Source organism: Actinopolymorpha singaporensis (assembly GCF_900104745.1).
Taxonomy (GTDB): domain Bacteria; phylum Actinomycetota; class Actinomycetes; order Propionibacteriales; family Actinopolymorphaceae; genus Actinopolymorpha; species Actinopolymorpha singaporensis.
Genome location: NZ_LT629732.1, coordinates 4,857,690 through 4,870,601, shown reverse-complemented (window position 1 = coordinate 4,870,601; position 12,912 = coordinate 4,857,690). Strand labels below are relative to the sequence as shown.

Sequence of the window (12,912 nt, the reverse complement as noted above, 5' to 3'; positions counted from 1 at the left end):
AATTCCCGACACGGGGAGTGTTCATCGCTAAGCCGCCGCCGACTTCGTCCCGGTCACTGGGTTTCCGCGTCGTTCGTGACGGATCCGGTGTGTAGGTCGCGTACCGTCTGCACGGTGTCGGCCTCGGCGGCGGGCTTGTCCTCGCGGTAGCGCAGCACCCGGGCAAATCGCAACGCCATCCCTCCCGGATAGCGGGACGAGCGCTGGATGCCGTCGAAGGCGACCTCCACCACCAGCTCCGGCCGCACGTGCACCGTCCAGCGGTCACGATGCGTCTCCAGCTCCAGCAGCCGCTTGGTCTGCCACCGCAACAACTCGTCGGTGAGGCCCTTGAACGTCTTGCCCAGCATCACGAACCCGCCGGTCTCCGGATCACGGGCGCCGAGGTGGAGGTTGGAGAGGAGGCCGGTGCGCCGGCCGTGCCCCCACTCGACGGCAAGCACCACCAGGTCGAGGGTGTGCCTCGGCTTGACCTTGATCCACGCCGACCCCCGTCGGCCCGCGTCGTAGGGAGCGCTCAGCGACTTGACCACGACGCCCTCGTGGCCGCGGCGTACGGCATCGGCGAAGAACTCACCCGCCTCGACCGCGTCGGCGGTGACCATGCGCGGCACGACCAGCTCGTCCGGAAGGACGCTTTCCAGCACCGACCAGCGCTCCGCACCCGAGGCCGTGAGCAGGTCGGTGCCGTCGTGGTGGAGGACGTCGAAGAAGAACGCACTCAGCGGCACCGTGGCCCGCGACTGGGCGGTGTCGGTGCGCGATCCGACCCGGCTGGAGGTGACCTGGAACGGCAGGGGCCGCCGGGCCTCGTCCAGCGCGAGCACCTCGCCGTCGAGGACGAGCGACGTGGCCGGCAGGGCGCGCACCGTGGCGACGACCTCCGGCAGCCGGTCGGTCACGTCGTCCAGGGTGCGGGTGAAGATGCGTACGACCTCTCCGGCCCGGTGCACCTGGACACGGATGCCGTCGAGCTTCCACTCCAGTGCCGCCGGGCCGGCCAGCTTGTCAAGCGCCTCGGCCACGCCGGGCGCGGAGGAGGCGAGCATCGGGCGCAGCGGCCGACCCACCTCCAGTCGGAACGCGTCGAGCACCGCGACGTCACCACCACCGGCGACAGCCGCCCGGGCCACCGGGGCGATGGCACCGGCGACCATGATCGCCCGGCGGACCTGCGCCGCGGGCAGCTCACTCGCCCGGATCACCGCGTCGACCATCACGCCGTCGAGCGCACCCTGCCGGAGCTCACCGGTCACCAGGCCGGCGAGCAGGCGTTGCTCGGCGCTGGTCGCCCGCGCCCACAAGGCGGTGAGCAGGTCGCGCCGGCGCTGCTGTGATCCGCTCCCCGCCACCTGCGAGATCTCGGCGAACGCGGCGTCGACCTCGCTCACGCCGAGCGTCGGCTGGTCGGCCGGAGGGGGCAGGTCGCGCAGGGCGGCGTAGCCCACGCCGGTGCGGCGCTGGCGGAGCTCACCGGCGAGATAGGACACCACCAACGGCACCTCGTCGGGATCGGCTGCCCGCAGGCAGTCGGCGATCCGGCGGACCTTCTCCAGCCGCGAGGACGTGCCGGAGACCGCCGCGGAGGCCTGCGCGAGGTCGTCGAGGAGCATGAAAGCATTCTGGCGGCGACCACCGACACACCGCACGACCGCCTGCCATCGACCACGAGCCGGGACGGAGACGCCGGGACAAGCATGTACGAACTCCTGTACAGAAGGGTGCTCCAGCACATCCCGGCCGAGACCGCTCACCGGCTGGCGTTCGCGGCCATCCGGTTCGCCGGTGCCGTGCCCGGACTGGGCGCCGGGATGCGGCGGGTGCTCGGGCCGACGGACCCGGTGCTGCGGGTCCGGGCGCTCGGGATGGACCTGCCGGGGCCGCTGGGCCTCGCTGCGGGGTTCGACAAGGACGCGGAGGGCGTCGACGGGCTGACCGCTCTGGGTTTCGCGTACGTCGAGGTCGGCACGATCACCGCCCAGGCCCAGCCCGGCAACCCGCGCCCGCGGATGTTCCGGCTGCCGGCCGACCGGGCCCTGGTGAACCGGATGGGCTTCAACAACCACGGAGCGGCGGCCGCGGCGGACCGGCTGCGCCGGCGGGTGGAAGGCGGCCAGGCCCGCGGCCGGACGGCGTACGTCGGGGTCAACATCGGCAAGACGAAGGTCGTCCCCGAGGCCGGGGCCGTCGGCGACTACGTCGCCAGCGCCCGGCGGCTGGCGCCGTACGCCGACTACCTGGTGGTCAACGTCAGCTCCCCCAACACCCCCGGCCTACGCGATCTGCAGGCGGTGGAGCGGCTGCGTCCCCTGCTCGCCGCCGTACGCCAGACCCTGGACGAGCCGGCCCGGACCGAGCGGGTCGACCACCGCGATCGTGCCGATCACGCCAGGCCGCCGACGGCCAGGCGGGTCCCGCTGCTGGTGAAGATCGCGCCCGATCTGAGCGACGCCGACGTGGACGCGGTGGCCGACCTGGCGCTCGACCTCGGACTGGACGGCATCATTGCCACCAACACCACCATCGGCCGGGACGGCCTGCGCACCGACGCGGGGGAGGTCGCCGAGCTGGGAGCGGGCGGGCTGTCCGGCGCGCCGCTGAAGGCGCGCGCCCTGGAGGTGATCCGTCGCCTGCACGCGCGGGTGGGCGACCGGCTGGTGCTGGTGGCGGCGGGTGGCATCGAGAACGCCGACGACGCGTGGGAACGCATCCGTGCGGGCGCGACGCTGGTGCAGGCGTACACCGGTTTCATCTACGGCGGGCCGGCCTGGCCGCGGAAGGTCCACCGGGGGATAGCCCGGCGAGCCCGGGCAGCCGGCTACGGCTCCGTCGCCGAAGCCGTAGGCACGTCCGGCCGTCCCGGGCCCGGGGGCACACCGCTGAGTCGCTCCGGAAGGGAGTGACCAGGACCGCCGCCGGGGGTTCGAGGCGGCGGCCCCGGGGGCTCAGCGGGACCAGGGGAAGGGCAGATCGTTGCCCTGTCCGTCGTTCGGGTTCTGGTTGTTCTGGTCCTGTTGCTGGTTCTGCTGCGGCTGCTGGGTCTTGCCGCCGTCGGTTCCCAACGTCACATCGGCGGTGTGTGACCTGCCGCCCCGGACGTAGGTCACCGTCACCTTGTCGCCGGGCCGGTAGGAACGAACCGCCGCGATCAGGCTGTCCGGGTCGGTGATCTGGCGCTGGTCCACCTTGGTGATGACGTCGCCCTTGCGCAGGCCCGCGGTGCTGGCCGCGCCGCCCGCGTTGACCGCCTGCAGGGAGGCGCCGCTGCTCACGCCGTTGCTCCCGGAGGCGGCGGTGACCGAGACGCCGAGCTGAGCGTGTTCGGCGCGGCCGTTGGCGATGAGTTCCTTCGCGATCGGCCTGGCCTCGTCGATCGGGATGGCGAAGCCCACGCCGATGTTGCCGCTCTGCCCGCCCATGGAGCTGCCGAGCGTCGCGATCGCGCTGTTGATCCCCACGACCTGGCCGGCCATGTTGACCAGCGCGCCACCGGAGTTGCCGGGGTTGATCGCCGCGTCGGTCTGGATCGCGTCGATGACCGTGTTGGAGCTCGACTGGTCGCTGCCGGAGTCGCTGCTTCGCACGGGGCGGTTCAGCGCGCTGACGATGCCCGAGGTCACGGTGCCCGACAGGCCGAGGGGAGACCCGATCGCCACGACGTTCTGGCCCACGTTCAGGTCGGAGGACCTGCCGAGCTGGGCAGGGTGCAGGCCCGACTTGCGGTCGGCCCGGATCACGGCCAGGTCGGTGGTCGGGTCGGTGCCGACGACGGACGCCTTCACGGTCTTCCCGTCGTTGAACGTCACGCTGAGCTGGCCGCCCTGGCTACCCGCGGCGGCGACGTGGTTGTTGGTGAGGATCAGGCCGTCGCCGCTCAGGACGATGCCGCTGCCGTTACCGGTGCCCTGGGAGGTCGAGATCGTGATCGACACCACGCTCGGCAGGACCTTGTTGGCCACCTGCTGCACACTCCCCACCGGGGCCGAGGCGGCGTTCTGCGACCGCGGGGCCTGCTCGTCCAGAGCGGTCGAAGAGCTGCTGGTCTGGTCATGGCCGAGGTAGTCGGTCGCGGCCGCGCCGACTCCGCCACCGACCAGTCCGGCGACGAGGGCGAGGGCGGCGACCCCGGCGGCGGAGCGCCGGCGCGGACGGCCCGAGCTGGTTCCGGGCGACCGGCCGTGGTGAGTGGGCGGCTCGCCGTGACCGCCGGAGTAAGAACCGGCGTAGGAGCCGGGCTGGGGTGAGGAGGCGTACGCCTGGCCGTATGGGTTCGGGCCGTACGCGGTGTGGCCGGCGAACGACTCTCCGTACGGCGAGCCGCCGCCTTGGGTCGGGGTGCCGGCGTGCGGCGGGGGCAGGGGAGTGGTGTCCTCGCGCCCACCCGTGGACGAGACCGGCTGGCCGTCCGGGCGCGCGGCAGCCGGCTCTTGCGCGGAAGAAGCGGGAGCCGTCCCGTCGGTTCGGTCCGGCTGACCCGGCGTAGGTGTCGTCTCGTTCATGGTTACTAGATTTGTCCCGGTAGCTGAGAGCGGACTGAGAGCCCCCCGTGAGCGGGCGAAGAAATCAGGTCAGCGGTTCCGGCGCGGCTCGTCGGCGGGGGGCGGGGGCTGCGGGCTCGGGCGAACCGGTGGGGCTTGCGCCGGGGCGTTCATCCCGGGCAGGACGAGAGTCATCAGCGTCCCACCGTGCCGGCTGCGCCCGACACTGACCGTACCCCCGTGCCGGTCGGCGGCCTGCTTGACGATCGCCAGGCCGAGACCCGATCCCGGCATCGTCCGCGCCTCGGTGGACCGGTAGAACCGCTCGAACACGTGGGGCGCGTCGACTTCGGCGATTCCGGGACCCTCGTCGGCCACGGTGAGGACTCCGCCGCGGAGGCGCACCGTCACGGTGGCGTTGGGCGGGCTCCACTTCGCGGCGTTGTCGAGCAGGTTGGTCACCGCCCGCTCGAGAGCCTGGGAATCACCGAACACCGTCCAGGGCTGCGTCTCGACGTCGAAACACACGGCGGGGGCTCGGCGGCGTACCCGCTCGGCGGCGGTGGCCACGACGTCCGCGAGTTCGACGGGCGCGTGCGCGGTGGCGGGCGGGTCCTCGCGGGACAGCTCGACCAGGTCGCCCACCAGAACGGAGAGTTCGGCCATCTGGGCGCGTACGTCGGCCAGCAGTGCGACCCGATCCTCGCGCGACAGGCCGGGCCGGGCCTCGCTCTGGGCGAGCAGGTCGAGGTTGGTCCGCAGGCTGGTGAGTGGCGTACGCAACTCGTGGCCGGCGTCGGCGATCAGCCGGCGCTCGCGGGCGCGGGCCGCGGCCAGCGCGGACAGCATCGAGTTGAAGGCGTGCGCCAGCCGGGCGAGCTCGTCGTCGCCCTGTACCGGGATGGGGCGCAGCTCACCGGTACGGGCGACGTGCTCGGCTCCGGCGGTGAGCCGCTCCACCGGGCGCAGACCGGTCCGGGCGACGGCGACACCGGCGTACGCCGCGACCGCGACCCCGCCCGCACCGACCAGGAACAGGACGAAGCCCAGCCGGGACAGGAGGTCCTCGGTGCCCGCGCGTGACTGGCCGAGAACGAGCGCCCAGCCCGTCTCGCGTCCGGCCGGCACCGCCACCACGCGGTAGCTCACACCGCCCATCGCCGCGGTGCGCACGCTCTCCGGTACCTCGCCCCTCGCCACCTCCCGCTCCGCCGCGCCGAGCGGCGGAGCGATCGGGTTGCCCGCGTGGTCGTTCGCGGAGATGTACCTGTCGTTCGCGTTGAGCAGCGCGATCCGGACGTCGGCCGCGCCGAGGGCCTCCGACGGCACCCGGGCGAGCACGCCCTGGTCGGCCAGCGGACCGGCCGCGGCGGCGCGGGCGCGGTCGAGCAGGTTGGCGTCCACCTGGTCGAGCAGGGACACCCGGACGGTGATGTACGCCGCGAGCGAGACGAGGACCACGATGATCCCCACCCCGAACGCAGCCAGCAGTCCTACCCGGTTGCGCAGGCTGACCGAGCGCAGGCGGCTCTGGGTCGTCGTCCGTGCGCCGGCTCCCTCGTGGGTAGCGCCTCCACCGGTGGCCGAGGGGGTTCTCTGGTCGTTCCGGCTCATGGTGGGGTGTCGCGGAGTACGTAGCCCACGCCACGCACGGTGTGCAGCAGCCGGGGCTCATCACCGGCCTCGGTCTTGCGGCGGAGATACCCGACGTAGACCTCGAGGGAGTTGGCGGAGGTGGGGAAGTCGAATCCCCAGACCTCCTCGAGGATCTGGGACCGCTCCAGCACCTGCCGGGGATGGCGCAGGAAGAGTTCGAGCAGGGAGAACTCCGTGCGGGTCAGGCTGATCTGCCGGTCGCCGCGGCGGACTTCCCGCGTCGCCGGGTCGAGGGTGAGATCGGCGTACGACAGCACCGAACTGTCCGCGCCCGGGGCGGAGCGGCGCATCAGCGCCCGCAGCCGGGCCAGCAGTTCCTCCAGCGCGAACGGCTTGCTGAGGTAGTCGTCGGCGCCGGCGTCGAGGCCGGCCACCCGGTCGGCGACGGCGTCCCTCGCGGTGAGGACGAGAACGGGCACGTCGTTGCCGGTGGCGCGAAGCGCGCGGCAGGTGGCGATCCCGTCCAGGCGGGGCATCATCACGTCCAGCACGACCGCATCGGGGCTGGACGCAGCGACCCGGCGGAGTGCCTGCTCGCCGTTCTCGGCCAGGTCGACGTCGTAGCCGTTGAAGACCAGCGAGCGCCGCAGGGAGTCACGGACGCCCTGGTCGTCGTCCACCACGAGAATTCGCACGAGATCAGTCTGCCCCGCGCACCTGAACAGACGCTGAGTGCGCTCACGACACCTCCGCCGAGGTCACCGGCGGATTTCGAAGCCGATGAGGCCTTCGGGTGGTTCGGGAAACTCCTCTACCTTGTCCACTCGGGCCGCGGGCGGACCGGACCGGCACCACGCGACCAGGGCGCGCACCTGGTCGGGACCGCCCTCGAAGGCGGCCTCCACCGAACCATCGGGGCAGTTGCGTACCCACCCGGCGACGCCGTGTTCGCCGGCGGTGCGCCGGCAGGTGTCGCGGAAGAAGACGCCCTGGACGGCGCCGTGGACGACGACCCGGACGCGGGTGGAGGGGACCGGAGCGGACATGGACCCAGCTTGCCGTGCCGGCCTGACGTTCGGACGGTCAGGGCCGGTCCAGGGCCGGTACGGAACCCGCCGCCGTGCCCGTCCGGCAGCGCCAGCCGTGCTCGGTGAGCAGGAACGTCTCGACGACCGGGAGGCGGCGTCGCCCGGCCTCCGCGACCAGTGCGGACACCCACGCGTCGTCCGTGGGCAGCCAGACCACCCGGCCGCGGCGACAGCGCACCATCGCCACCGCGTGGGTGGGCGGGATGGCCGGCCGTGGCGGAGCCAGCGGGGCCAGGCAGGCCATGACGGCCGCGTGCAGGTCGGCGGCGGGCACCGGCGCGGTGGTCGCGGCGCACCAGCCGGCGCGTTCGACGTAGCCGCGGGAGAGGCGGACCACGCCGACCAGCACACGGTCGGTGCCGAACGGGACGTGCCGGCCGAGCCGGCGCAGCAGGGTGGCTGGGTCGCGCGCGGCTCCGGGAGTGGGCGGGGCGCCCGGACCATCCGAGGTGGTGCCCGAGGTGGTGCCCGACGCGGTGCTGCGAGTGGCGCCCCGAGCGGCGCCCGGCGCCGGGGCGGCCGGGTCGTGGTCGGTGATGGGGATCATCGGCACAGCGTGCCGTGCTCACGTCGTGGCGCGCTGTTGTTGTCCACAGGTGGCGCCCTGTGGATGACCGGTCGCACCGTGTGTCGATCTTCGGCATGCTCTCGGACGAGGGCGTAGTCCTGACGAGTCCTGATCCGGTGCCCGATCCAGTCCTGGACAGGTCCCGGTCCAGTCCTGATCACACGGACCCAGTGCGGAGGAGCGACGGCGGATGAAGCGTGGCAGCGGCAGGGCCGGCGTGGTCGGCGCGGTCGGCAGGGCCGGCACGGGCGAGGAGGGCCCGGAGACGTTCCGAATCGTCGGACGGGTGCTCGTCGATCCGCCCCTGCGCACGGAGGAGTTCGAGTATCTGGCCGCGTTCACCGAGTCCCGCCGGTGGCATCGCCCCGACGGCCCGTATGCCGTTCCCGGCAACCCGCTGGCCGAGTGCCTGGATCCCGGGCTCGACCTCACGCATTACGCCGAGCCGGCGCCGGGCCAGCCGGGTCTGTGGTGCCCGTGGCGTCCCGCCGACAGCGGTCGCGCCCTGGTCCCGGTGTTCGAGCCCGCGTTCGGTGACGGCTCACCGCCGGAGGAGGCGGCGTCCTGGCTGGCGTACCTCCGCGACCACTTCCTGCGCGCCGACGCGGTGGCGAGCGGGAATCCCGACGACCGGGCGCGGTGGTTCGGCGGCTTCGGCTTCGACCATGTGCTCGACGGCGCGGCGGTGGTGTGCAGTGAGTGGTCGGGGAGGCTGACGCTGATCGAGATGTCGGCCAACTCGCTGTCGGTGTACCCACTCGCGAGCTGACGCCGGCGCGTTCGTTCGCAGGCTCCGCGCCCTTCGCAGCACGCGTCCAGCTGCCCCGTTCACCCAGTGTGGTCACTCGTCTCGTGCGCTGGGCGTCCTCCTGCCCCTCGAATCCTCCCGGCGCCCTCCCCGCCGATCACCTTCCACCCTGTCCGATTTAGGTGGTACCTTCCGGTTGTTCTACGTGCGCAGGTGCTGCCCAGTCAGGTGGGCGAGCGTCTGCCGGTTGTTGCTGGGCAGTCGGTTGGGCGGGTAGTCGTGCGACACGTCATAGCGGGGTTGGTGGTTGCTGCCGCCGGACTGACGGGCCTCACGGGATGTGGTGGCGACTCTCCGCAACCATCCGAACTCTCGAAGGAGTCGACGACTCCCACCGCGACCCCAACTCCGAGCGCGTCGCCTTCTCCCACCTCCGCCGCCGAGCCCGCCGCCTTCGTCCGTCAGTACATCGCCGCGGCCAACCAGCTGATGAACACCGGCGACGCCGCAGGAATGCGGGCGATGAGCGCCCCCGACTGCGATTTCTGCCAGAACACCGCGAAGTCGCTCACGACGTTCCACGCCAACGGCGGCCACTTCGTCGGCGACGCAACCTGGCACATCACCGAGCTCGGGAAGCCCGCCGGCACCGACCCGGTCAAGGTGTCGGCCTACGTCAAGGTCAACCCGCACAAGATCGTCTCCAAGCGCGGCGCCACTCCCGAGCCGGACCAGGGCCGCGTGTTGTTGTTCGACTTCACGCTCGCGAAGGGGAAGGGCCATTGGACGGTCAAGGATCTCGACGTCAACTGAGACGGCCGCTGGCGGGCGGCTGGCGCGGGGGAACGGCGTTGCGGTCGGCCTGCACCCTCGTCCTGACGCTGGGAATCGTTCTGCTGGGGGTACCCGCGCTCACTGGCACCGCCTACGCGAACTGCACCATCGACGACAAGGGCCACTACCACTGTGACGGGGAGACGCCTGGTGGCCCGGGAGGTCCGGGAGGGCCCGGCGGTCCCGGTGGGCCGGACAACCCAGGCCCGCCGCAGAAGCAGCCGTACGACACCTACGCCACGCCGGCGTGCATGGTCAACGGCCCGCCGCCGAACGACCCGAACGCGATGTGCATGAACGCCGCTCAGGCATGCAAGACGCGCGGCGAAAAGGGCATCATGATGCGCTACTACGTCCAGTGGGAGAAGGACGGCCCCTGGGAGCTGGTGCGCACCGGCTGCTCCGGCGCGACCGACCCCAACCAGCCGCCTCCGCCGGTGACACCGCAACAGGTGGAGCGCTGGCTGATCAACGGCTGGTTGCCCGGGGCCAATGTCGGCGTTAGTCCGGGCAACGGCCACACGCTGCTCAACTTCCCGACCATCTTCTACGCCAACCAGGCGATCCATTACGACGCTGACCGCTCCGTGCCGGACGGTTCCGGCCGCACGATCCATGTGCACGCGGACGCGACCGGGTTCGTGTGGCGGTGGGGAGACAGCAGCGCGGTCACCCACACCGACAAGCCGGGGCAGCGGTACGCGGACTCGGTGCCGGAGGACGAGTACGTCACCCACCGGTTCGAGAAGCCGGGCCAGTACCTGGTGCACGTCGACGTTCAGTGGACGGGGTGGTTCGAGGTACCCGGCGAGGGCCGGCAGAACTTCGGTCCGGCCACGGTGACCCGCGGCCGGTCGGCGCCGGTCACGGTGCTGGAGAAGCAGGACGTGCTTTCTTCGGACTGACCCGCAGGCCCGGGTCCCACGTGAGCGGGGTGTAGGGGGCGAGGTCGGGGTCGTCGGTGGCGAAGGTGCGCACCGGCCCCGGCCCGGTCGCGGCGGTCTCGAACCGCACGGTGACCCGGCGCAGACCCGCGCCCCACACCCAGCCGGGACCGAACTCGGTGTGCATGACGTCCTGTCCCGGCGACCACCGGGGCGGGTTCGGCTCGCCAGGAACACGCTGGTCACTCCTGGGTCCGGCTTCGGCGCCATGCCCCGGCCCGGCCCGCACGTCGGCGGTCGGGTTCCTCCGCGCTGCCGGGGGTCTGCCCACCGCCTCGACGAGGTCGACGTCAGCCGCGGCCCTGGGGCGTGGGCCGACTGCGAGGTCGACGTCGGCCGCCGACCCGAACAGATCCTCCTGCACCCAGTCGGCGAGGCCGGACACCCCGACTCCGAGCAGGCGCACTCCCGCGGAGGTGTCCACCTCGGCCAGCAGCCGGCGGGCGAGCCGGTTGACGACCCGTACGTCGTCGGTCGGCCCGGCCAGCGTCGCCGACCGCGTGTAGGTGGTGAAGTCGAACAGCCGGATCTTCACCGTCACGGTGCGCCCGGACAGGCGTTCGCGGGTCAGGCGTTCGCACACCCGGGTACCGAGCCGGTCGATGATGGCCGACAGCAGGGCCGGGTCGACGATGTCGTGTTCGAAGGTGTCCTCGGCGCTGATCGACTTCGACTCCCGCAGCGGAACCACGGCGCGGTCGTCCTCGGCCATGGCGAGCCGTGCGAGCGCGTGCCCGTGCGCCTGGCCCAGTGCCGCCACCAGGTCGGGCTCGCCGGCTCGGGCGAGTTCGCCGACCGTGTGTACGCCGATCCGGCGAAGCCGCTCGGCGGTGGCCGGGCCGACGCCGGGGATGCGACCGACCGGCATCGGATGGAGCAGGTCGGTCTCGGCACCGGGCTCCACGACCAGCAGCCCGTCGGGTTTGCGCAGGTCGCTGGCGATCTTGGCGACGAGCTTGGACGTGCCCGCCCCCACGGAGGCGGTGACCCCGCCGGTGACCTCCCGCACCCGCTCCTTCAACGCAGCGGCCAGTTCCTCGACCCCGGCCGCGGACAGGTCGCGACCGGCATCACCGGCCAGGTCGACGTATGCCTCGTCCAGGGAGACCGGCTCGACCAGCGGAGAGATCTCCCGCAGTACTGCCATCACCGCCCGGCTGGTGATGCGGTAGGCGGCGAACCGGCCGGTGAGGTACGCCGCGTGTGGGCAGCGCGCACGGGCCTCGGCGGTCCGCATGGCCGATCGGACGCCGAACACCCGCGCCTCGTAGGAGGCGGTGGCCACCACGCCGCGGGTGCCCACCCCGCCCACGATGACCGGCTTGCCGCGCAGTGAGGGCTTGTCCCGCTGCTCGACCGCGGCGAAGAACGCATCGAGGTCGAGGTGGACGATGCTGGGCACGCTGCGCACTCCGCCATCCTGCCAATCCGCACGGACAGCCGGGCGAACCCGGTCGGCGGCTGCCGGGTTCTCGTCCACAGCCGCCGGATCGGCGCGGCTGTCCCCAGGGCCGGTCGCGAGCGCGCCGAGATGATCGGGCCGCTGACACGCTCAAGGGCATGAGCACACCAACCGGTACCGACCGGCTCACGTTGCGTGGGCCGGAGGACGTCCTCGCCAAGATCCCGTTCCTCGTGGGGTTCCATCCGGAGGAGAGCCTGGTCACGCTGACCTTCGACGAGGACCGGGAGCTGACCCTCACCGCCCGGGCCGACCTCCCGGAGCCGGATCTGACCCCGCAGGAGCTGCGAGCTGCCGGTGACCGCCTGGCCTGCCTGGTCTTCGCCCGCGAGGTCCGGTACTGCCTGCTGGTCGCCTACACGACCACGAGAGCGCGCGCCACCCCGGCGCTGCGGGCGGCGGTCGCTGCGTTCTCCGACGTGGACGTGACGGTTCTGGACGCCATCGTCGCCGACGGGCGCCGATGGTGGTCCGACGTCTGCGCCGACCCGGCGTGCTGCCCACCGGAGGGAAAGCTCTACGACCTCGCCTCCCATCCGCTGACCGCACGGTCGATCTACAGGGGAGAGGTCGCGCTCGCCGGGCAGGAGGAGTTCCGTCGTACGGTCGCGCCGCCGACGGGCGCCGCGCGGGAGGCTGCCGAGCAGGCCGTCGCCCGGGTGCTTTCCGCCGGTCCGGGCGGTTCGGTGGGAGCCGGCGTGGCGGCCGGGCTGTTCGCCCGGACCGGGAGAGGCGATCGGCTCAGCGACGAGGAGGTGGCGCGGGTCGCCGTCGGGGTGAGCGATGTCGCCGTACGGGACGCATTCTGGTCCCGGATCACCAGGGAGTCCGCGGGCCGCCATGTCGAGTTCTGGTCCGATGTCGTCCGGCGCACGGTCCCACCCCACGACGTCGCACCCGCGGCGCTGCTGGCGTTCGCCGCCTGGCTCCAGGGACAGGGAGCACTGGCCCGCTGTGCCCTCGAGCGGGTGCACGCCGGTGACCCCGACTACTCCATGGCGCGGTTGATCGAGCAGGTCCTGCGGTGCGGCATCCCGCCCGAGGCGTGGGAGCCTCCCGTGGTCGGGTCATGAGTGCTCCGAGCAGCGATCCCGCTGCCCTGCCCACATCCGAGCCGCGGTTCGCGCTCCTGAGTGCGCGGCCGGGCCCCACGGCAGATAAGTTTCGGTACGAGGCTCCGGCGAGGCCGGCCCC

The 12,912-nt window shown here is 72.5% G+C and carries 12 protein-coding genes; 5 read left to right on the top strand and 7 right to left on the bottom strand.

Going from position 1 to position 12,912, the window contains the following annotated elements; translation table 11 throughout:
* Positions 1-53: 53 nt before the first annotated feature.
* A complete protein-coding gene (locus BLU27_RS21915) occupies positions 54-1,613 on the bottom strand; it encodes an ATP-dependent DNA ligase (RefSeq protein ID WP_092655566.1) in 1,560 nt (519 codons plus the stop codon).
* An 84-nt stretch (positions 1,614-1,697) separates the two neighbouring features.
* Between BLU27_RS21915 and BLU27_RS21910 the strand changes: the two genes are divergently transcribed.
* Entirely contained in the window at positions 1,698-2,903 is a 1,206-nt protein-coding gene (locus tag BLU27_RS21910; protein ID WP_092655565.1) for a quinone-dependent dihydroorotate dehydrogenase, read from the top strand.
* A 42-nt stretch (positions 2,904-2,945) separates the two neighbouring features.
* Here the strand turns inward: BLU27_RS21910 and BLU27_RS21905 are convergent, their stop codons facing one another.
* From BLU27_RS21905 to BLU27_RS21885, 5 genes are all read right to left on the bottom strand, one after another.
* Positions 2,946-4,499 carry a trypsin-like peptidase domain-containing protein gene (locus BLU27_RS21905; RefSeq protein WP_092655564.1) on the bottom strand — a complete coding sequence of 518 codons (1,554 nt, stop codon included), beginning with the start codon at positions 4,497-4,499 and terminating at the stop codon, positions 2,946-2,948.
* A gap of 69 nt (positions 4,500-4,568) precedes the next feature.
* Complete coding sequence (locus BLU27_RS21900; RefSeq protein ID WP_092655563.1) at positions 4,569-6,092, bottom strand: HAMP domain-containing sensor histidine kinase; 1,524 nt, start codon at positions 6,090-6,092, stop codon at positions 4,569-4,571.
* Entirely contained in the window at positions 6,089-6,769 is a 681-nt protein-coding gene (locus BLU27_RS21895; protein WP_092655562.1) for a response regulator transcription factor, read from the bottom strand. Before BLU27_RS21895 ends, BLU27_RS21900 begins: the two co-directional genes overlap by 4 nt.
* Positions 6,770-6,832: 63 nt before the next feature.
* Positions 6,833-7,120 carry an acylphosphatase gene (locus BLU27_RS21890; RefSeq protein WP_092655561.1) on the bottom strand — a complete coding sequence of 96 codons (288 nt, stop codon included), beginning with the start codon at positions 7,118-7,120 and terminating at the stop codon, positions 6,833-6,835.
* Between the two features lie 37 nt (positions 7,121-7,157).
* On the bottom strand, positions 7,158-7,709 hold the full coding sequence (locus BLU27_RS21885) for a hypothetical protein (protein ID WP_157728748.1): 552 nt from the start codon (positions 7,707-7,709) through the stop codon (positions 7,158-7,160).
* A gap of 211 nt (positions 7,710-7,920) precedes the next feature.
* Between BLU27_RS21885 and BLU27_RS21880 the strand changes: the two genes are divergently transcribed.
* The 3 genes from BLU27_RS21880 (at position 7,921) to BLU27_RS29635 (ending at position 10,217) form a co-directional block, all read left to right on the top strand.
* Positions 7,921-8,499 carry a hypothetical protein gene (locus tag BLU27_RS21880; RefSeq protein WP_092655559.1) on the top strand — a complete coding sequence of 193 codons (579 nt, stop codon included), beginning with the start codon at positions 7,921-7,923 and terminating at the stop codon, positions 8,497-8,499.
* Between the two features lie 258 nt (positions 8,500-8,757).
* Positions 8,758-9,291: a DUF6318 family protein gene (locus BLU27_RS21875; protein ID WP_157728747.1), complete on the top strand. Its 534-nt coding sequence runs from the start codon at positions 8,758-8,760 to the stop codon at positions 9,289-9,291.
* A 38-nt stretch (positions 9,292-9,329) separates the two neighbouring features.
* Positions 9,330-10,217 (top strand): hypothetical protein, encoded by an 888-nt coding sequence (locus BLU27_RS29635; RefSeq protein ID WP_172804834.1) that lies wholly within the window; start codon positions 9,330-9,332, stop codon positions 10,215-10,217.
* Here the strand turns inward: BLU27_RS29635 and BLU27_RS21865 are convergent.
* Positions 10,177-11,667 (bottom strand): DNA polymerase IV, encoded by a 1,491-nt coding sequence (locus BLU27_RS21865; protein WP_092655556.1) that lies wholly within the window; start codon positions 11,665-11,667, stop codon positions 10,177-10,179. The two genes, BLU27_RS29635 and BLU27_RS21865, sit on opposite strands and share 41 nt — an antisense overlap.
* A 149-nt stretch (positions 11,668-11,816) precedes the next feature.
* Here BLU27_RS21865 and BLU27_RS21860 point away from each other — a divergent pair, with 149 nt between their 5' ends.
* A complete protein-coding gene (locus tag BLU27_RS21860) occupies positions 11,817-12,791 on the top strand; it encodes a DUF4192 domain-containing protein (RefSeq protein ID WP_092655555.1) in 975 nt (324 codons plus the stop codon).
* Positions 12,792-12,912 lie beyond the last annotated feature (121 nt).